At 65.0% G+C, this 19,947-nt stretch carries 15 protein-coding genes; 10 read left to right on the top strand and 5 right to left on the bottom strand.

Annotated features, from left to right (window positions below):
• Positions 1-240: 240 nt before the first annotated feature.
• The 7 genes from XH88_RS07010 (at position 241) to XH88_RS06980 (ending at position 8,640) form a co-directional block, all read left to right on the top strand.
• Positions 241-1,581, top strand: a complete 1,341-nt coding sequence (locus XH88_RS07010) for an MFS transporter (RefSeq protein ID WP_271614678.1) — start codon at positions 241-243, stop codon at positions 1,579-1,581.
• A gap of 122 nt (positions 1,582-1,703) precedes the next feature.
• Entirely contained in the window at positions 1,704-2,609 is a 906-nt protein-coding gene (locus tag XH88_RS07005; protein ID WP_271614677.1) for a LysR substrate-binding domain-containing protein, read from the top strand.
• Between the two features lie 127 nt (positions 2,610-2,736).
• On the top strand, positions 2,737-3,681 hold the full coding sequence (gene kdgD, locus XH88_RS07000; RefSeq protein ID WP_271614676.1) for a 5-dehydro-4-deoxyglucarate dehydratase: 945 nt from the start codon (positions 2,737-2,739) through the stop codon (positions 3,679-3,681).
• A gap of 24 nt (positions 3,682-3,705) precedes the next feature.
• Positions 3,706-5,049 (top strand): glucarate dehydratase, encoded by a 1,344-nt coding sequence (gudD, locus tag XH88_RS06995; RefSeq protein WP_271614675.1) that lies wholly within the window; start codon positions 3,706-3,708, stop codon positions 5,047-5,049.
• Positions 5,050-5,076: 27 nt separating this feature from the next.
• Positions 5,077-6,525, top strand: coding sequence for an aldehyde dehydrogenase family protein (locus XH88_RS06990; protein ID WP_271614674.1), 1,449 nt, complete (start codon positions 5,077-5,079; stop codon positions 6,523-6,525).
• A gap of 119 nt (positions 6,526-6,644) precedes the next feature.
• Positions 6,645-8,186, top strand: coding sequence for a galactarate dehydratase (garD, locus tag XH88_RS06985; protein WP_271614673.1), 1,542 nt, complete (start codon positions 6,645-6,647; stop codon positions 8,184-8,186).
• A gap of 184 nt (positions 8,187-8,370) precedes the next feature.
• Entirely contained in the window at positions 8,371-8,640 is a 270-nt protein-coding gene (locus XH88_RS06980; RefSeq protein WP_271614672.1) for a hypothetical protein, read from the top strand.
• Between the two features lie 52 nt (positions 8,641-8,692).
• Here the strand turns inward: XH88_RS06980 and XH88_RS06975 are convergent, their stop codons facing one another.
• Positions 8,693-9,049 (bottom strand): hypothetical protein, encoded by a 357-nt coding sequence (locus XH88_RS06975; protein WP_271614671.1) that lies wholly within the window; start codon positions 9,047-9,049, stop codon positions 8,693-8,695.
• Between the two features lie 344 nt (positions 9,050-9,393).
• Here XH88_RS06975 and XH88_RS06970 point away from each other — a divergent pair, with 344 nt between their 5' ends.
• The gene (locus XH88_RS06970) at positions 9,394-10,539 is read left to right on the top strand and encodes a hypothetical protein (RefSeq protein ID WP_271614670.1); all 1,146 of its coding nucleotides are present in this window, start codon (positions 9,394-9,396) and stop codon (positions 10,537-10,539) included.
• Between the two features lie 21 nt (positions 10,540-10,560).
• Here the strand turns inward: XH88_RS06970 and XH88_RS06965 are convergent, their stop codons facing one another.
• Both XH88_RS06965 and XH88_RS06960 read right to left on the bottom strand, forming a co-directional pair.
• Positions 10,561-11,160, bottom strand: coding sequence for a DUF2147 domain-containing protein (locus XH88_RS06965; RefSeq protein WP_271614669.1), 600 nt, complete (start codon positions 11,158-11,160; stop codon positions 10,561-10,563).
• A gap of 101 nt (positions 11,161-11,261) precedes the next feature.
• Complete coding sequence (locus XH88_RS06960; protein ID WP_271614668.1) at positions 11,262-12,290, bottom strand: NAD(P)/FAD-dependent oxidoreductase; 1,029 nt, start codon at positions 12,288-12,290, stop codon at positions 11,262-11,264.
• A gap of 182 nt (positions 12,291-12,472) precedes the next feature.
• Here XH88_RS06960 and XH88_RS06955 point away from each other — a divergent pair, with 182 nt between their 5' ends.
• Entirely contained in the window at positions 12,473-12,940 is a 468-nt protein-coding gene (locus XH88_RS06955; RefSeq protein ID WP_271614667.1) for an acyl-CoA thioesterase, read from the top strand.
• Positions 12,941-12,956: 16 nt separating this feature from the next.
• Here XH88_RS06955 and XH88_RS06950 read toward each other — a convergent pair whose 3' ends face one another.
• The gene (locus tag XH88_RS06950; protein ID WP_008143731.1) at positions 12,957-13,277 is read right to left on the bottom strand and encodes a 2Fe-2S iron-sulfur cluster-binding protein; all 321 of its coding nucleotides are present in this window, start codon (positions 13,275-13,277) and stop codon (positions 12,957-12,959) included.
• 175 nt (positions 13,278-13,452) lie between these two features.
• On the bottom strand, positions 13,453-13,827 hold the full coding sequence (locus tag XH88_RS06945) for an Hpt domain-containing protein (RefSeq protein WP_271614666.1): 375 nt from the start codon (positions 13,825-13,827) through the stop codon (positions 13,453-13,455).
• Positions 13,828-14,217: 390 nt separating this feature from the next.
• On the opposite strand from XH88_RS06945, the gene XH88_RS06940 reads away from it, so the two are divergent.
• Positions 14,218-19,932: a negative regulator of septation ring formation gene (locus tag XH88_RS06940; protein WP_271614665.1), complete on the top strand. Its 5,715-nt coding sequence runs from the start codon at positions 14,218-14,220 to the stop codon at positions 19,930-19,932.
• Positions 19,933-19,947 lie beyond the last annotated feature (15 nt).

The raw sequence follows: 19,947 nt of genomic DNA, 5'->3' as shown, positions 1-19,947 counted from the left end.
GCAGAGCCGCGAGTGGCGACAGTCCTTTCGGCACATTCAAATCGTCGCCCGCTTCGTGCGCAGTCGCGCACCGGAGCGGGCGGTGTCGTTTCTGACGACATTCACGACAGGGCTCGGCTTCTAGCCGTTCCATCAATTCAAAAACGGTATTAATCGATACCCCCTTGAACTTGGACAGTTTCCCGCGTGCGCCTCTAGGAGTCGCTTCGAGGAAACATTCGAGTTCTAAGGAGGCGCGTGATGAGCGCAGTGGTGTCCGCGGCGGACGTGAGGAGGTCTCGCGTCAGGCTGTTCATCGTGACCATGTTGTTCCTGGTCACGACCGTCAACTATGCCGACCGCGCCACGCTGTCGATTGCCGGCCCTGCGCTTTCCAAAGAACTCCATCTCGATCCCGTGGCGATGGGTTGGATCTTCTCGGCCTTCGGCTGGTCCTACGTCGTCGCGCAGGTGCCGGGCGGCTGGCTGCTCGACCGCTACGGCTCGCGCCTCGTCTACGCTTTCAGCATCATTGTCTGGTCGCTGTTCACGATGATGCAGGGCTGGGTCGGCTTCCTCAGCGCCGGTGCGGCCATCATCGTGCTCTTCGCGCTTCGTCTCCTGGTCGGCATCGCCGAGGCGCCCTCCTTCCCCGCCAACGCCCGCATCGTCGCGGCCTGGTTTCCCGGCAATGAGCGCGGCACCGCCTCGGCCTTCTTCAATTCGGGGCAGTATTTCGCCACCGTGATCTTCGCGCCGCTAATGGGCTGGATCGCCCATGATTACGGCTGGCGTTACGTGTTCTTCGTGATGGGCGGGCTTGGCGTGGTTATGGGCCTCGCCTGGATCAAGACTGTCTACGGGCCGAAAGAACATCCCGCGATCAACGAAGCCGAGTTCGACTACATCAAGGACGGCGGCGCGCTGGTCGATCTCGATACGCCCAAGGAGGAGCGTGCGCCGGATTCCGGTCCGAAGTGGGACCACATCCGCCAGCTGCTCTCCAACCGCATGATGCTCGGCGTCTATCTCGGCCAGTACTGCATCAACACGCTGACCTATTTCTTCCTGACCTGGTTCCCGGTGTACCTGGTCAAGGAGCGCGGCCTGTCGATCCTGCAGGCCGGCTTCGTCGCCACGCTGCCGGCGCTGTGCGGCTTCATCGGCGGCGTGCTCGGCGGCATCATTTCCGACGCCATCCTGCGCAAGACCGGCTCGCTGACCATGGCGCGCAAGATCCCGATCGTCGGCGGCATGCTGCTGTCGATGTCGATCATCGCCTGCAACTATGTCGACGGCCAGGCGCTGGTGGTCGGCTTCATGGCGCTCGCCTTCTTCGGCAAGGGCATCGGGGCGCTCGGCTGGGCTGTGGTCTCCGACACCTCGCCCAAGGAGGCCGGCGGCGTGTCGGGCGGCCTGTTCAACTCCTTCGGCAATCTCTCCTCCATCACCACGCCGATCGTGATCGGCTACATCGTGGCCGCCACGGGCTCCTTCAATGGCGCCCTGGTGTTCGTCGGCATCAACGCGCTCGTGGCGGCCTTCGCCTATCTCGTGGTGGTCGGCAAAATCGAGCGGGTGGTGCTCAAACCTTCCTCCTGAGGGCTCCATGGGAACTTGACCAGGCAACTCAACGGCGGCTCGCAAGGCCGCCGTCTTTGTTTTGGGGATGATCGATGCTAGAAGTGCCGGGGAAACGCCTTATTCATCTAAGGCATGTATCGATGTTCGACCTCAACCAGCTCCGCTGTTTCGTCACGGTGGCGGAGGAACTGCATTTCGGCCGCGCCGCCGTGCGGCTGAACATGACCCAACCGCCTCTATCCCGGCAGATTCAGGTGCTGGAGCACATCATCGACGCGCCGCTGCTGGAGCGCACCAGCCGCTCGGTGCGCCTGACGCCCGCGGGGCGCAGCTTCCTCCCCGAGGCGCGCCGCATCCTGAAGCTTGCGGAAAGCGCCTCGCAGGTCGCCCGACGCATCGCGCTCGGCAAGACCGGCTCGCTGAAGATCGGCTTTACGGCGGCCGCCGCCTACGGCTTCCTGCCCGAGCTGGTCGCGGCCTGCCGCGCCAAGCTGCCTGAGGTGGACTTCTCGTTGAAGGAGATGGTGTCGGGCGACCAGTTCGAGGCACTGACCTCGGGCCAGATCGATGCCGGCCTGCTGCGCCCGCCGATCGCGCGGCCGGAACTGACCAGCCGCCGCGTCGTCGCCGAGCCCCTGCTCGCCGCGATCCCGAAAAAGCACCCGCTCGCCAATGCCGACAGCATCACCATCAAGGACTTCGACGACCAGCCCTTCGTGATGTATTCGCCCTATGAGAGCCGCTACTTTCACGATCTCCTGGTGGCTTTGTTCACCCGCGCCGACATCCTGCCGCGCTATGTCCAGCATCTCAGCCAGATCCATTCGATCCTCGCGATGGTCCGCGCGGGCCTTGGCCTCGCCATCGTGCCGGCCGCGGCGGCCGGCCTGAAGATCACCGACGTCCGCCTGCGTCCCCTGAAGCTGCGCACGCGCGTTCCCGTCGAGCTCTTCATGGTGTGGCGCCGCGACGACGAGAACCCGCTGCTGTCCGCGCTGGTCAAGATCGCCTGCGAATTGTCCTCGGTGGAGGCGGTGGAGGATTGATGCTCAATCCGCATCGGTCGATATAGGGATTGGCTTGGACGCGCATCGAACGGTCTCCTAAACACCAGCGCATGGACGCGCAGCCTCTTTGCGTCCTCCGCAACACTGGAACTAGGGAGCAGCGCCCATGAGCAAGATGACCCCGCAGGAAATGGCCCAGACGATCGGATCCGGCCTGCTGTCCTTCCCCGTCACGCCGTTCAAGGTGGACTATTCCTTCGACGAAGCGACCTACCGCGCCAACATGGATTGGCTGTGCGGTTATGACGTCGCCGGCCTGTTCGCCGCCGGCGGCACCGGCGAATTCTTCTCGCTGACCCCGACCGAAGTCCCTGAAGTGGTCAAGGTCGCGGTCGACGAGACCAAGGGCCGCGTGCCCGTGCTCGCCGGCACCGGCTATGGCACCGCGATTGCCCGCGAGATCGCCATTGGTGCGGAAAAGGCCGGCGCTGACGGCCTGCTGCTGCTGCCGCCCTATCTCACCCATTCCGAACAGGAAGGCCTTGCCGCCCATGTCGAAGCGGTCTGCGCTTCCGTGAAGATCGGCGTCATCGTCTATAACAGGGACAACGCCATCCTGCAGCCCGACACGCTCGCCCGCCTCGCCGAGCGCTGCCCGAATCTCGTCGGCTACAAGGACGGCATCGGCGACATCGAGCTGATGACCCGCGTCTACACCAAGCTCGGCGACCGCCTCACCTATGTCGGCGGCCTGCCGACAGCAGAGACTTTCGCGTTGCCCTATCTCGATATGGGCGTGACGACCTATTCCTCGGCCGTGTTCAACTTCGTGCCTGAGTTCGCCACCAATTTCTACGCCGCCGTGCGCAAGCGCGATCATGCGACGATCCATGCCGGCTTGAAGGATTTCATCCTGCCGCTGATCGCGATCCGCAACCGCAAGAAGGGCTACGCTGTCTCGATCATCAAGGCCGGCATGAAGGTGATCGGCCGCGATTCCGGCCCGGTCCGCCCGCCGCTGACCGACCTCACCGAGCAGGAGGTTGCGGAATTGACCGCGCTGGTGAAGAAGCTGCCCGCCGCACGATCGTCACAACAGGCTGCAGAATAGCAAGATAACAGGGAGGAGCGTGCGATGGCCCAGACTGAGATCTCCGGCGCGCCAGTCGTCACAGCGATGCAGGTGATCCCGGTCGCCGGCCGCGACAGCATGCTCCTCAATTTGAGCGGCGCGCACGCGCCGTTCTTCACCCGCAACATTGTCATCCTCACAGACAATGCCGGTCACACCGGCGTCGGCGAGGTGCCCGGCGGGCAAATGATCTGGCAGACGCTGCAGGACGCCCGCGATCTCGTGATCGGCAAGGCCGTCGGCGCGATGAACAATATTCTCGCCGATATCAGGACCACCTTTGCCGACCGCGATGTCGGCGGTCGCGGCAAGCAGACCTTCGACTTGCGCGTGATGATCCACGCGGTCACCGCGATCGAATCCGCCCTGCTCGACCTGCTCGGTCAGCATCTCAATCTGCCGGTCGCTGCGCTCCTCGGTGAAGGCCAGCAGCGCACCAGCGTCGAGACGCTCGGCTATCTCTTCTTCGTCGGCGACCGGCGCAAGAGCAAGCTCGACTACGTCACGGGCGAGACCGGCAAGCCCGACTGGTTCAACCTCCGCCACCAGGAAGCAATGACGCCCGAAACCGTGGTACGGCTTGCGGAATCGACCCAGGACCATTACGGCTTCGCCGACTTCAAGCTGAAGGGCGGCGTGCTGCGCGGCGAGTTGGAGATCGAGGCCGTCACCGCGATCGCCAAACGCTTTCCCAGCGCACGCGTCACGCTCGACCCCAACGGCGCCTGGTCGCTCGATGAGGCCATCGGCCTCTGCAAGAACATGCACGGCATCCTCGCCTATGCCGAGGACCCCTGCGGTGCCGAGGCCGGCTTCTCCGGCCGCGAGATCATGGCCGAGTTCCGCCGCGCCACAGGCCTGCCGACCGCGACCAACATGATCGCCACCGATTGGCGGCAACTCTCCCATGCGTTGCGCCTTGGAGCGGTGGACATTCCGCTGGCTGACCCCCACTTCTGGACCATGCAGGGATCGGTGCGCGTCGCCCAGACCTGCCGCGACAACGGCCTGACTTGGGGCTCGCACTCCAACAATCACTTTGACATTTCGCTCGCCATGTTCACCCATGTCGGTGCCGCGGCTCCCGGTAAGGTCACTGCGATCGACACCCACTGGATCTGGCAGGACGGCCAGGCGCTCACCAAGGAGCCGCTCCAGATCAAGGGGGGCAAGATCGCGGTCCCGGATCGTCCGGGCCTCGGCATCGAGATCGACCGTGCGGCCATCGAGGCCGCGCATGAGCTCTACAAGAAGCATGGACTTGGCGCCCGAGATGACGCTATCGCCATGCAGGATTTGATCCCCGGCTGGACCTTCAACGACAAGCGTCCGTGCCTCGTGCGTTAAGACAAGACTTCCTTGGAGGAAAAAGAGATGACTGCGATCCTCAAGAACTTCATCGGCGGCGAATGGGTCGACGGCTCCGGCGTCACCAGGAACATCAACCCCTCCAACACCAATGACCTCGTCGGCGAATACGCCAAGGCCGACAAGGCGCAGACCGAGAAGGCAATCGCCGCTGCGAAGGCCGCCTTCCCTGCCTGGGCACAGTCGACGCCGCAGGTGCGCTACGACGCGCTCAACAAGATCTCGACCGAAATCCTGTCTCGCAAGGAAGAGCTCGGCCGCCTGCTCGCCCGCGAGGAAGGCAAGACGCTGCCCGAGGGCATCGGTGAGGTTGCTCGGGCCGGCCAGATCTTTGCGTTCTTCGCCGGCGAAGCATTGCGCCTGATCGGCGAGAAGGGCGCCTCGGTGCGTCCCGGCCTCGACGTCGAGCTCACCCGCGAGCCGGTCGGAGTCGTCGGCATGATCACGCCCTGGAATTTCCCGATCGCGATACCCGCCTGGAAGATCGCGCCGGCGCTCTGCTACGGCAACACCGTCGTGTTCAAGCCGGCCGAGCTGGTGCCGGGCTCCGGACATGCACTCGCCGAGATCATCACCCGCTCCGGAATTCCCGCCGGCGTGTTCAATCTCGTGGTCGGCTCCGGCTCCGTGGTCGGCCAGACCCTGCTCGAGCATCCTGACGTCGCCGCGATCTCGTTTACCGGCTCGGTGCAGACCGGACGCAAGATCGCGCAGGCTTGCGTGCTCTCGAACCCGATGAAGAAATTCCAGCTCGAGATGGGCGGCAAGAACCCGCTGGTCGTGCTCGACGACGCCGACCTCAAGACCGCGGTCGAGGTCGCCGTCAACGGCGCGTATTTCTCCACCGGCCAGCGCTGCACCGCTTCCTCGCGCCTGATCGTCACCGAGGGCATCCACGACCGCTTCGTCGCGGCGGTGGCCGAGCGGCTGAACGGCCTGTCGGTGGACGACGCGCTCAAGGCCGGCGTGCAAATCGGCCCGGTGGTCGACCAGAGCCAGCTCGACCAGGACCTGCGCTACATCAAGATCGGCCAGGACGAAGGTGCCAAGCTCGCCTTCGGCGGCGAGCTGCTCAAGCGCGAGAATCCCGGCCACTATCTGCAGCCGGCGCTGTTCACCGAAGCCAACAACAACATGCGCATCGCGCGTGAGGAAATCTTCGGACCGGTCGCCGCCGTCATCCGCGCCAAGAATTACGAGGAAGCGCTGGCGATTTCCAACGACACCGAATTCGGTCTCGCCTCCGGCATCTGCACCACCAGCCTGAAATACGCCTCGCACTACAAGCGCAACAGCGAGTCCGGCATGGTGATGGTCAATCTGCCGACCGCCGGCGTCGACTATCACGTGCCGTTCGGCGGCCGGAAGGGCTCGAGCTACGGCGCCCGCGAGCAGGGCTCCTACGCCCGCGAGTTCTACACGACGGTGAAGACGGCTTATACCTATCCGGGTTGATATCATAGGGTGGGCAAAGCGGAAGCGTGCCCACCACTTACGCTCGGTGTGAAGACGGTGGGCACGGCGGGTTGCGCCTTTGCCCGCCCTACGACTTCAGTTTCTGAGAGCTAAAGCAGATGGACCAGGACGTCGCAGCGAAAGAACAGCCCCGCTACATCAAGCTCAACGCGCGCGACAACGTCGCGATCGTGGTCAATGATTTCGGGCTTCCCGCCGGCTCCCGCTTTGCCTGCGGGCTGACGCTGCGCGCCTTCGTGCCGCAAGGGCACAAGACCGCCCTGGTCGACATCGCACAAGATGAGCCGATCATCCGCTATGGCGAGGTCATCGGCTACGCGCTCTCCCCGATCCTGGCCGGCGAATGGGTGGACGAGGCCCGCATCCGCATGCCGGAAGCGCCTGCCCTCGACAAGCTCGAAATCTCCACCGCCGTCCCCGCACCGCTGCCGCCACTCGAAGGCTTTACCTTCGAGGGCTACCGCAATCCGGACGGCTCGGTCGGCACGAAAAACATTCTGGGCATCTCCTCCTCAGTCCAATGCGTCAAGGGCACGATGGAATATGCGGTCAAGCGCATCCGCGCCGAGCTGCTGCCGAAATACCCGAACGTCGACGACGTCGTGCCGCTCACGCACGCCTATGGCTGCGGTGTCGCCATCACCGCGCCCGACGCAGTGGTGCCGATCCGCACGTTGCAGAACCTCGCGCTCAATCCCAATTTCGGCGGCGAGATCCTGGTCGTCGGCCTCGGCTGCGAAAAGCTCGCGCCTGAACGGCTGGTGCCGGAAGGCGTCAGCGATGCCATCGTGCGCATGCAGGATGAAGCCTTCGACGGCTTTGGCGCGATCGTCGAAGCGATCATGACCCAGGCTGAAGCGCGGCTGAAGGTCCTCAACAAGCGGACCCGAGAGACCTGCCCCGCCTCCGATCTCGTCATCGGCCTGCAATGTGGCGGCAGCGACGCCTTCTCGGGTGTCACCGCGAACCCCGCCGTCGGCTTCGCCGCAGACCTCTTGGTGCGCGCCGGCGCCACCGTGATGTTCTCCGAAGTCACCGAAGTGCGCGACGCCATTCAGCTGCTCACCCGGCGCGCCATCAATGAGGACGTCGGCCGCGCGCTGGTGCGCGAGATGGCCTGGTACGATTCCTATCTGGCCCGCGGCGGCGCGGACCGCAGCGCCAACACCACGCCCGGCAACAAGAAGGGCGGCCTCGCCAACATTGTCGAGAAGTCCCTCGGCTCGATCGTCAAGTCGGGCTCATCAGCCATCACCGGCGTGCTCTCGCCCGGCCAGAAGGCGACGCAGAAGGGCATGCTGTTCGCGGCAACGCCGGCGAGCGACTTCATCTGCGGCACGCTTCAGCTCGCCTCCGGCATGACCTTACAGGTGTTCACCACCGGCCGCGGCACGCCCTACGGCCTTGCGGCGGCTCCCGTGATCAAGGTCGCCACCCGCACCGAGCTGGCGCGCCGCTGGAAGGACCTGATCGATTTCGATGCAGGTGGTATCGCCACCGGTGCCAAGACGATCGAGGAAACCGGCTGGGACCTGTTCCGCCTGATCCTCGACGTCGCCTCCGGCCGCACCAAGCCGTGGTCGGACCGTTGGGGCATCCACAACGATCTCACGCTGTTCAATCCTGCGCCGGTGACCTGAGCGCCGGCGCCCGGTGAAACCGGCCTGAAACAAAGGCGCGAAAAGCTTCGCCTTCGCTTCATGATGGTCGCGCCGCGCAACCAAACATCTCAATCATGGGAGACGAATGTTCGCACATAAGCGAACCTCTCGTCGCACCGCCGCGACCAAACCTCCGATTGATATCTTCCACGGAGATTTTGATATGCGTGTTCTCACAATGACTGCCATTGCCAGCGCGACGATTGCAGGCGCAGCCAGCGCTTTCGCCGGCGAGCTTCCCTCCTATGAGGTGAAGTCGTTTCCGATCTCGTCGGTGCAGGTGCAGGTGCTCGGCGGGGCAGGCATTGAGCAGCAATCGACCGCGCCCGCGATGGTCATCGCCGGCATGCCGGCCTCGCCGGCGCAGATGTCGGTGCTGTCACCGCGTGTGAAGCGGCTCGCCAGCGCGAACTCCGACAGCGAAGCACGCTGATCCGTCGCATCACTGACGGCGCCCGCATCTCGTGTGGGCGCCGTCAGCGTTCTCAGGTCATGCTGCCCGGCATGAAGCACCGGACCCGCGGATGGCCATCGATATAGTGCTTCCACACCATGGTGCGGCCGATCTTGTTCGGTTCGGTGATCACGGCTCCATCGGGAACGACGACCCACTCCTCGTCGAGATGCACGCGATAGTGCCCCTTGTCGGACTCCCAGTCGACATCGGCGACGACATAGCCATCGGCGTCCGAGCAGCACTGCCCATACTCGCTACGCAGGCCCTCGAACCAGGGCCTGAGCGGCGAGTTGGCGTAGCGTCCGTCGTCGCGCGCAAGCGCCGATGTTGCCAGGAGCGTCAGCAGTCCCAGCAGCGTCACCGCACACAGTCTTGCAAGCCTCATTTGCGTCATCTCACGGATGGATCTCGGCGTCGCAAGGAACAAGCGACACCGCTCACACCCTTGAACAGGCGCGGCAGCGGCGACTCGTTCCTCCGGCGGCTTTGCCGACAACTATGCAAATCCGGCGCCAGCACGCATTCCGGGGAACTACTGGCGCGACAAGCCCACCCGATCTGTCCGCCGCTCCCGCATGTGTGACCTGCCGACGGTCCGCCGTTCCGCCTCGGAGACTTTCCTTGTCGGGTCAGGACGTGTACGAAGCGGGCGCGACCGCAAGCGTTTAACCGACTGTTTCGAATGGAAGAATTGGATAACGGCGTAACGGGCATTGGACCGTCGGCGCTATGAGCGACTCCAGAGACCTGCTTCCCGGTCAACAAGACCCGACCGATCTGCCCGCAAACCAGGTGCAGTTCGCGCTGGTGATTTCGCGCATGCTCGATACGGTGAAGGACGACGCCGAAGCCAGACGGCAGATGGTCTACGATCTCGCGCGCTACAAGCTCCAGGAGCAGTTCACCTACGCCGACGCAAAGAACATCGAGGAGGTGAAGCAGGCCCTCGAGGTCGCGATCGATGAGGTCGAAAAGTTCTCACGCGAAGAGGCGCCGCTGGAGCGTCTGCCGCAACAACAACTCACGTCATCCAAGATGAGCGAGCCAGGCGGTGTTCTGGTCTCCGGCGCAGCGACCGTCCTGGCATCGGGCGTCGGAAGCTCCCGCAGCAAGCTGCCTGCGGTCCCGGGCCCTCTCTGGCCGGTCATGAAGCGGACGGCAGCCATCCTGGTTGTCGTTAGCACAACCATCCTGATCGTCTCGCAGCGAGACAAGATCGCTGCGCTGCGCCGGTTGATTTCGTCGCAGACCCCGGCGATCGCGCTGGTCGCGCCCAAGCCGGAGACGACCATCACAGTCGCCAAGCCGGAAATGGTCCCCTCAGCCCCGCCTCCACCAACGCGCGTGCTTCCGACCGACTACGGCATCTACGCCCTGATCGACGACAAATCGCTGGCCGAGTTGAACGCAATCAGCGTGATGGCGCCGGACATGCGCATTGCGATTTCGCCAGAGTTCAGGAAGCCCGACCGGCCGCATCTGCCGAATGGGCACGTCAAGTTCATCGTGTTTCGCCGGGACATTTCAAATGTGATCCCGGAGCGCCTCGAGGTCCGCGTGGTCGCAAAGATCAGGGAGTTTTCGACCAACGCTGCCGGCAAGACGTCGGGCGACGGAGAGGACGTCGGCGTTATCAGAAACTTCTCCTATCCGTTTCGGATCGCGCCGATTCCGGGCAAACCCGAAATGTATGAGCTTCACGCCAGCGATGCTGAGCTCGACCTTCCCCCGGGACATTACGTCCTGAGCCTGGGATTGCAGGCCTATTATTTCCAGGTCGACGGCGAGATCACCGATGCCCGCCAATGCCTCGAGCGGGTCGAGGCCGGCAACGGAACTTTCTATGCGCCTTGCAGGAAGGCGCGGACGTATTGAGGCTCGTAGCCTTGGCAACGCCTACTGCTTGGGCACTGGCGCCATCATCGCGCCGCCTTTCTTCGCCGCAGGCGCGGACTTCGGCACGGTCGCTGCGGCCTGCGCGGGAAGATATTTGGCGATAATGGCCGGATCGACCTGAGCCAAGCTGGCGTCCGGCAAGCGCTGCCAGGTCTCATCCTTGCCGAACAGGGAAATGCCGAGGAAGCCGCGCATGGTCAGGACCTGGCCATCCGGACTCACGCTCATCTTGGCCTTCCAGATGTTGCCGTCGCGCGGATTGACCACGTTGCCGCCCTCATACTTCAACCCGTCCCGCTTCATGTCGCGGATGAAGGACAGCCCGAGCACCGGCTGGTTCTTGCGATCGTCGGTGCATTTCGAGCAGACCTCGTTCGGATTGTCGCCGGGGCGCGGGAAGGTCTTGGCGATGATGCCTTCGAAAATCCCGTTGTGGTCAACAAAGAGAAACCAACCCACCGGCCTGCCGTCTTCGACCTTCTGCCAGAGACCCGCGGCCGTTGGCTGTTGAGCGGCAGCCGGTTTCGCCGCGCCAATCGTCGCCACGACGGCGAGCGTAAGGAGCGAGAGCAGCCGAAAGCTCGAAAAACGATTCCGCATTATGATCACCTTGCTAGCTGCCACTGCAATGGCCGCAGACTACGGCGATTTCGCGAACGGTTCCAGCACCAGAAACATGGGGTGTTCCGCTAGCGCAGCGGTCAGTTGACACCGAGCTTCTTTTGCAGGCTGGAGGACGACGTCGTGTACTGGAACACGAGCCGCTTCTCCGGATAGACGTAGCGGTGGGCTTTTTGCGACATCAGCGCGCCCTCGTGGAAGCCGCACAGGATCAGCTTGATCTTGCCGGGATAGGTGTTGATGTCGCCGATGGCGAAGATGCCTGGTACGTTTGTTTCGAACGCACTCGTCTCGACCGGCACCAGGTTGTTCTCCAGCGCAATGCCCCAGTTCGCGACCGGCCCGAGCTTCATGGTCAGACCGAAGAACGGCAGCATGGTGTCACACGAGATTTCGCTCACGCTGTTGTCGTTGCCCTTGATGGTGGCGCCGGAGAGCTTGCCATCCGCGCCGGACAGCGCGGTGACCTGGCCGAGCTTGAGATCCATCTTGCCGCCGGCCACCAGCGCGCGCATCTGCTCGACACTATGGGGCGCGGCGCGAAACTCGTCGCGCCGGTGTAGCAGCGTGATGCGCTTGGCGACTGGATGCAGATTGAGCGTCCAGTCGAGTGCAGAATCGCCGCCACCGACGATCAGCACGTTCTTGTCGCGGAAGGTCTCCATCTTGCGCACGGCATAGTGCACCGAGGTGCCTTCATAGGCCTCGATTCCCGGCACCGGCGGGCGCTTGGGCTGGAACGAGCCGCCGCCGGCTGCGATCACCAGCACCTTGCATTCGAACACCTTGCCGGCATCTGTGGTGCAGCGGAACGCGGGATCGCCGATCTTCTCCACGGTCTCGACCATCTCGCCGAGATGGAAGGTCGGGTGGAACGGCTTGATCTGCTCCATCAGCGCATCGGTGAGGCCCTGGCCGGAGACCTGTGGAATCCCGGGAATGTCGTAGATCGGCTTTTCCGGATACAGTTCGGCGCATTGGCCGCCGACCTTGTCGAGGATGTCGACGAAATGTGCCTTCATGTCGAGAAGGCCAAGCTCGAAGGCGGCGAACAGGCCACAGGGGCCCGCGCCAATAATCAGCACATCGGTTTTGATCACGTCGCTCATGTCGTCTCTTTATCGATCGTTATCGGTTGGACGGCGCCCGCCGGGCAGAGGTGACCCTGCCTGTCTAGCCAACGGGGATGGATCAGGGAAGGCATAAAAGCGGGAGCGCCCCGCAGCCGCGCCCACTTGCCGGGTCAGCATAACTGGGCTGTAACGGAATGCGATATGACGGAGATCAATCGGTGAACGCACCAAGCCGCCTCGATACGACACCGCGCCTGGAGGACTTCCCTTTTCGCCTCAGCGACAATGTCCGTTTCGGCGATCTCGATCCGAACCAGCACGTCAACAACGCGGTCTACGCCACCTATTTCGAGACCGGCCGTGTCACGCTGATGAAGCTTCCCCAATACGGACTGACACCGCCGGGGCTTGCCTGGATCATGGTGCGGCTCGACATGCATTTCCGCGCCGAGCTGCACTGGCCGAACACGATCCAGCTCGGCCTCGGCGTGGTGAAGCTCGGGCGGACGTCGGTGACCTTCGAGCAGGTCGTGTTCTCGGAAGGAAAATGCATCGCCTCGGCAACGTCGGTCGGCGTCTTGCTCGACGAGACGACGCGCCGGCCGGCCCCGCTGACGGCGGAGTTGATCGAGAAATTCAAACCCTGGCACAAGCGCGGCATCGAAGTCGCGCCGCCGAACAGCTGATAGCTGGGAGAGACGATCAGGCCTGCCGTTCCGGCGTCGCCACCACGAGCCCGTCGAGCTCGTCGGAGACCTTGATCTGGCAGGACAGGCGCGAGTTCGGGCGCACGTCGAAGCCGAAGTCGAGCATGTCCTCCTCCATCGGCGTCGGGCTGCCGACCTTCTCGCGCCAGGCTTCGTCGACATAGACATGGCAGGTTGCGCAGGCACAGGCGCCGCCGCACTCGGCCTCGATGCCGGGAATGCTGTTGCGGATGGCGGCTTCCATCACGGTCGCGCCGTTCTCGATTTCCACCGTGCGGGTTTCGCCCTTGTGGTCGACAAAGTGAATCTTGGCCATGTGTTCTCGTGCTGCCGCGATGTTGATTGGGAGTAAATGAGGGTCCGGGGCTGTCCTATAACGGGTCGGTCAGGCGGGCGCCATAGCGTTTTGTCGCGAAGTCGGCCCGTTTCGCGTGAGGAAAGCCCGTCGAAACAAGCGACTAGCCTATCGTCGCCGGCGAGCCCGCGTCGAGCTAGCGCTTCAGGATCGTTTCGATCGCGGCGCGAGCCTCGGCGACCGCCTCTTTCAGCGCTGTGAAGGCGTGCGGCTGGTTACGGCCGAGCCGGATCGCGGTCTCCAGGCTGGCAGCGGCATCCGCGACCGCAAAGGCGCCGATTCCGCGCGCCGAGCCCTTGAGCTTGTGTGCGAGCACACCGGTCTCGGGCGTCAGCGTCGCCATGGCCGCCAGCAGCCTGACTGCCTGCTCGGCGAACATCGCCAGCACTTCCTGCTCCAGCTCGGCATCGCCGAGAGTCATGTGGGAGAGGTGGTCGAGGTCGAGCGGGCTGTCGATGGGGGCAAGCGGGGGAGAGGGCATCCAGTCCATCCGTTGCAGTTCAGGTGTCATGGCGCAGGCCCCGGCATCGCGCGATGGTCCGCCGGTCCGGCGGTTCCCCCACCGAAGCATGGAAATGGTTAACGAAGTGTTTGGGCCGTTTTACGCAAATCTGCCCGTTTGTTGACGAAAAGTTGCCGCAATCGGCCTCGTTCGGTGGAGAATTTCATTTAGAGCTAAGGCGTTACGGGTCGATGCTGTTAACGATGATTAAGATTGTCTTAATCGCGGGCATTTCATTCGCGACGCTCTGCCAATAGGATGTTGCAGAAATTGGCGGACAAGCCGTCCGGGTGGGGATGGCTCGAAGATCCGCGCAAGCGGCATGATCCGGACTGTGGGCTTGCGTCGCGCGCAGGGCTCGCGGGGGACGCGTACAAGTAACGAGGGCTCGGACTGAACATGGCCAATACTCCCAAAAAGGTCAAAGACCCCACAGAAGTTGCGCTTTCTGCGATCCAGGAAGCTCTCAACATCAGCGACACGGCTGCCGATACCAGCCGCAACGCATCCATGCACAATGAAACGGTGCCTCCGGTCGCACCGCCGACGCCCTCGGCGTTCGACGAGCCTGCCTTCGAGCCGCGTCCGGCCGCCAACGAGCGCGCCGTTTTCGATTCCATCGAGGAACCGCGTCCCGCGCGCCGCGCCGCCAATGACGATCGCGCCACCATCGGCCAGCTGCTCCAGTCGCTGCAAACGGGCCGCCCTGCCCGCAGCATCTATACCGGCGCGACCATCTTCACCGTGGTCTGGCTCGCTGCCTGCGCCGCGCTGACGGTCGGCTTCCTGCCCTCGATCCGTGCCGCCATGGGCGAGAGCGGCGGCGTGCTGGCCATCGCCGGCCTCGCTACGATGTTCTTCGCGCCGATCATGCTGTTCTACTTCCTCGCCAGCCTCGTCTGGCGCGGCCAGCAGATGAGCCAGGTCGCGCAGGCGATGGCGCAGGTCGCGATCCGCTTCTCCGAGCCCGAAGGCTCGGCATCCGATTCCATGGTCACCGTCGGCCAGGCCATTCGCCGTGAGGTCGCGGCGATGGGCGACGGCATCGAGCGCGCCATCGCGCGCGCCGGCGAGCTCGAGACGCTGGTCGCCAACGAGGTCGCGGCGCTGGAGCGCGCCTATTCCGACAACGAAGTCCGCATCCGCGCCCTGCTCCAGGACATCGCCCATCAGCGCGACAACCTGGTCGGTCAGGCCGAGCAGGTCCGCAGCGCCATTTCCGGCGTGCAGATCGACCTTCGCCACGACATTGCGCTGATCTCGGACGCGATCGCCTCTCGCGTCGACGAGGTGGCGAAATCAATCACCGGCGCCCTGGAAGAGCGCGGCGCCCACATCACGCAGGCCCTGAGCCACGCCGGCGACAACATGATCCTGGCGCTCGGTGAGCGCGGCGGCGACCTGCTCGACCGCCTCGAGGAGGCCAGCGCCGAGACCACGCGCGCCGTGCTCGATGCCAGCGAGCGGCTGACCACGAGCCTCAACTTCAAGACCGGCCACGTCCACGACGAGTTCGTCGACCTCGCCGACCGCGTCCACGAGATGCTGAACGAGCGCATCGACCGCATCACCGGCGAGTTCGAGCAGCGTTCCGCCGCGATCGTCGACGGCATCTCCGAGCGCACCGAGCAGGTGCACGACAGCCTCAAGAACTCGTCGGACTCGCTCCTGCTCGAGCTCGAGCTGCGCTCCAACGATCTCTCCGCCAAGATCGACGACGCCGGCAACCGCCTCGCCGGCCAGATCATGACCTCCGGCGACAAGGCGAGCGAAGCGCTCGATGCCACCGTCAACAGCCTCGTCGCCAAGGTCGTCAGCCAGACCGAGACCGCGCACGACTCGCTGTCGCTGCAGATGAGCGCGTTCGACGAACTGGTGAAGAACCAGGGTTCCGAGCTGGTCGAGAGGTTCGCCCGCGATTCCGGCACGCTGGGTGCCCTGATCACGCGCCACATCTCCGAGTTCGACCGTACCGTGAAGACCTTCGGCGGCGAAATCGTCGAGCGCATGGGCCAGCGCACGCACGAAATCCATGAGTCACTGAAGACCTATGTCGACAATTTCGACTCCCGCTTCAGCTCCAACGGCGGCGCGATCACGGCCATTCTCGACCAGCGCCTGGTGCAGTTCGAGACCACGATCGGCGAACGCGTTTCCAACTTCGACGCCTCGCTGAACGGCAAGATCGCCGGCCTCGACGGTGCGATCGAAGGCCACATCAAGACCTTCGACCAGCAGCTCGGCGGCCGCGTTGGCGCGCTCGAGCAGTCGTTCGATGCACGTGCGAAGTCCGTCACCGAGACGATCGACGGACGCCTCAACATGCTGTCCACGACGCTGACCGACGGTGCGGCGCAGGCGATCCAGTCGATCGACTCCCGCCTCACCCACCTTACGACGACCCTCACCGGCGGTGCGGCGCAGGCACTCGAATCCATCGATGGCCACCTTACGCACCTCACGACGACACTGACCGACGGCGCCTCGCAGACGATCCAGTCGATCGATACGCGCCTGACCCACCTCACCACGACGCTGACCGGCGGCGCGACGCAGGCACTTGAATCCATCGACTCCCGCCTGACCTACCTGACCTCCGCGCTGACCAACGGCGCCTCGCAAGCCGTGCAGTCGATCGACACCCGCCTCACCCTGCTGACCTCGACGCTGACGGACGGCACGGCGCAGGCGATCGAGGCCGTCGACCGCCGCATCACGAGTGTCGGCGAGATCATCGATGGCCGCAGCATGCACCTGACCGACACGGTCACCGCGCGCTTCCAGGACATCCAGCAGGCCATCGAGACCAAGGTCGGCTCGGTCGCGAGCGATATCGACGTCCGCGTGGCGCAGTTCGAAGACCTGCTCGGCTCGCGTGTCGAGGCCGTCGCCGGCCGCATCGAGAGCAGCGGCCGTCAGGCCAGCGAGGACATGATGTCTCGCGCCGAGATGATCTCGACCGCGATCCGCTCGCATGTCGAAGACGCCGAGCGTTCGCTCACCAACCTCGTGGTCAACACCAGCGAGACCATCCAGACCGGTGCGCGCGCCGCGCAGCAGTCGCTGTTGACGGTCTCCTCCGACGTCAACGCCCAGCTCAAGATGACCTCCGCCGAGGTCGAGCGCGCGCTGACTGCGGTGGGCACGGGAGCAGCGAACTCCATCCTGACCAGCGCCCGCGAGGCGCAGTCGAGCCTGGTCGCCGCCTCGGGCGATGCCTCCAACCAGATCAAGGGGCTCGCGGCCGACGTCGAACGCACGCTCTCCGCGGCCGGCTCGGCCACCGCGGCCTCGATCCTGGCCGGCGCCCGCGAGGTGCAGACCACGCTCGTCACCGCCTCTTCGGACGCGGCCAACCACGTCAAGACGCTCACCGCCGACGTGCAGCGCTCGCTGTCGCTGGCCGGCACCACCACGGCCGAGTCGATCACCGCCGGCGCCCGCGACGCGCAGAGCTCGCTGATCGCGGCCTCGACCGAGACCGCCAACCAGATCAAGGCGCTGTCCTCCGACGTGCAGCGTTCGCTCTCGATGGCGGGCACCTCGACGGCCGAAACCATCATGGCCGGCGCGCGCGAGGCGCAGAGCACGTTGGTCAATGCGTCCTCGGATGCGGCAAGCCAGGTCAAGTCGCTTGCGGCCGAAGTGCACCGCTCGCTCTCGCAGGTCGGCCAGACCACCGCCGAGACGATCACGGCCAGCGCCCGCGACGCCCAGAGCACCCTGCTCGCGGTTTCGGCCGAGCAGACCGGCCAGGTCCGCTCGCTCGCAGCCGAGATGCAGCGTGCACTGGCGACCGCCGGCGGCGCCACGATCGAGGCGCTCACCAGCGGCGTACGCGAGGCGCAAGGTACCCTGATCACCGCGTCGACCGACGCGGCGAGCCAGATCAAGTCGCTGACGACGGACATCGAGCGCACGCTGACCGCGGTCGGCGCCGACACCGCCTCGACCATCCTCAACAGCGCCCGCGAGGCGCAGACCTCGCTGACCTCGACTTCGGCGGATGCCGCAAGCCAGATCCGCACGATCTCGACTGAGATCGAGCGCGCGCTGAGCACGGCCACGGCGAACGCGACCAGCGACATCCAGAGCAGCGCGCTCAATGCCCAGAACGCGCTGATCTCCGCCTCCAACGAGGCGAGCTCGCGGGTCAAGTCGAGCTCGGCCGACGTCGAGCGTTCGGTGCTCGCGGCCAGCTCGAGCTTCGGCCAGGCCATGACCGGCAAGACCGACGAGATCGTCACCTATGTGCAGCAGCAGGCCGACCGCCTCTCCAGCATGATCGACGCCAAGCGCGGCTCGCTCGTGGACGCGATCGGCACGAAGGCCAGCCAGCTCACGCTCGACATCGACCGCGTCACCTCCGACGCGCTGAAGTCGATCGAGACGCGCGGCCAGGCCTTCTCGCAGACCATGATGGGCAACGGCAACGAAGTGGCGCGCACCATCAACGCGGCGAGCGAGGTCGCCACCAGTGCCGTCGGCCGGTCGCTCAAGGACCTCGAGCAGGCTTCGCGCGCGGCGATCGACCAGTCGCGCCAGGTCTCGATCGCAGCCGTCACCGAGATGCAGGAGACCAGCAAGATCCTGCGTACCGACACCATCGCCCTGTTCGAGCGCCTGCGCGAAGGCAACATCCTCCTCCAGGAGGTGCTGACCGGTGCGCACGACAACCTCAACTCGCTCGAGCGGGCACTGGTGACGCGCGTCGCCGACTTCGTCTCGGCGATGAACGACGTCACCTCGCGCAACGGCGCGGCGACGCAGAACCTGGAAGACCAGCTCAACGTGTTCAATTCGAAGACCACGCGGGCGCTCCAGGATCTCGGCGAGCTGTCGACCCAGTTCGACGCCCACGGCAAGGCGCTGGTCGATGCCGCGCAGGTGGTCGAGCAGAGCAACAAGAACACTACCGCCTCCCTCGCTGAACGCAAGGCGGCGCTGGAATCGCTCGTCACCACCATCGACCTGCGTACCGCCGATCTCGACCAGCGTCTGTCGCGCTTCACCGGGTTGCTCGATGAGTCGCTGGCCGCCGCGGAAGAGCGCGCCCGCGACATCGCCCGCGTGGTCGCGGAGACCGCCGGTGCAGGTTCGGCCGCGATCACCCGTCAGTTCGAGGCGGTGCGGTCGGCGTCCGAGGAAGAGCATCGCCAGACCATCGAGGCCATGCACGACATCTACCGCCAGACCACCGACGAGGCGGATGCGATGTTCAAGCAGTCGACCGAGAAGTTCGGCAACCTCGTCGCCAGCATGAAGCAGATGGCGTTCGAAATGCACAACGAGCTGGAGGCCACCCGCAACGAGCTGCGCCGCGGCGTGCTCGAGATGCCGCAAGAGGCCGCCGAGAGCACCGCGCAGATGCGCAAGGTGATCGTCGACCAGATCGAGGCGCTCGCCGAGCTCAACCGCATCGTGGCCCAGCACGGCCGCGGCCTCGACGTCACCACGGCGGGCCGCGCTTCGGTCGCCGTCCAGCGCCAGGAAGAGCCGATAATGGCGACTGCGGGCGGTCGTGGCACCGAGACCCGCATGCGCGACACCGGCAGCGCCTCGACGCTGCCGCCGCCGGACCTCGGCATGCCCGCCCCCTCACGTCGCACCGAGGCCCCGCCGGTCGCCCCCGGCGGCAACGACCCCGGCCGCGACGGCTGGCTGTCGGATCTGCTCAATCGCACGGACGCGGGCCAGGCCGCTCCGAGCGGACGCGAGGCTCCGCGTGGCCGCCAGGCTGCCCCCGCCCCGCAGCCGCAGGCCCCGCAGGCCAGCAGCAATCCGCTGGAGTCACTGTCGCTCGACATCGGCCGGCTGATGGACCGCAACCTCGCGGCCGAGATGTGGGACCGCTACCAGCGCGGCGAGAACAAGGCCTTCACCAAGCGCCTGTACACGCCCGCCGGTCAGAAGGCCTTCGACGAGGTCGCCCGCAAGTATCGCGCCGACCGCAACTTCAAGAGCACGGTCGACCGCTATATTGGCGAGTTCGAGCGCCTGCTCGACGAAGTCGCCCGCGACAATCGCGGTCCGCAGGAGCTGCGCAGCCACCTGACCTCGGAGACGGGTCTGGTCTACACCCTGCTCGCCCATGCGGCGGGGCGGCTGGGGTAAACGGCAAAGCTCGCA

The organism is Bradyrhizobium sp. CCBAU 51627, from assembly GCF_028128765.1.
Classification (GTDB): domain Bacteria; phylum Pseudomonadota; class Alphaproteobacteria; order Rhizobiales; family Xanthobacteraceae; genus Bradyrhizobium.
This window is presented reverse-complemented; position numbering and strand designations above follow the sequence as displayed.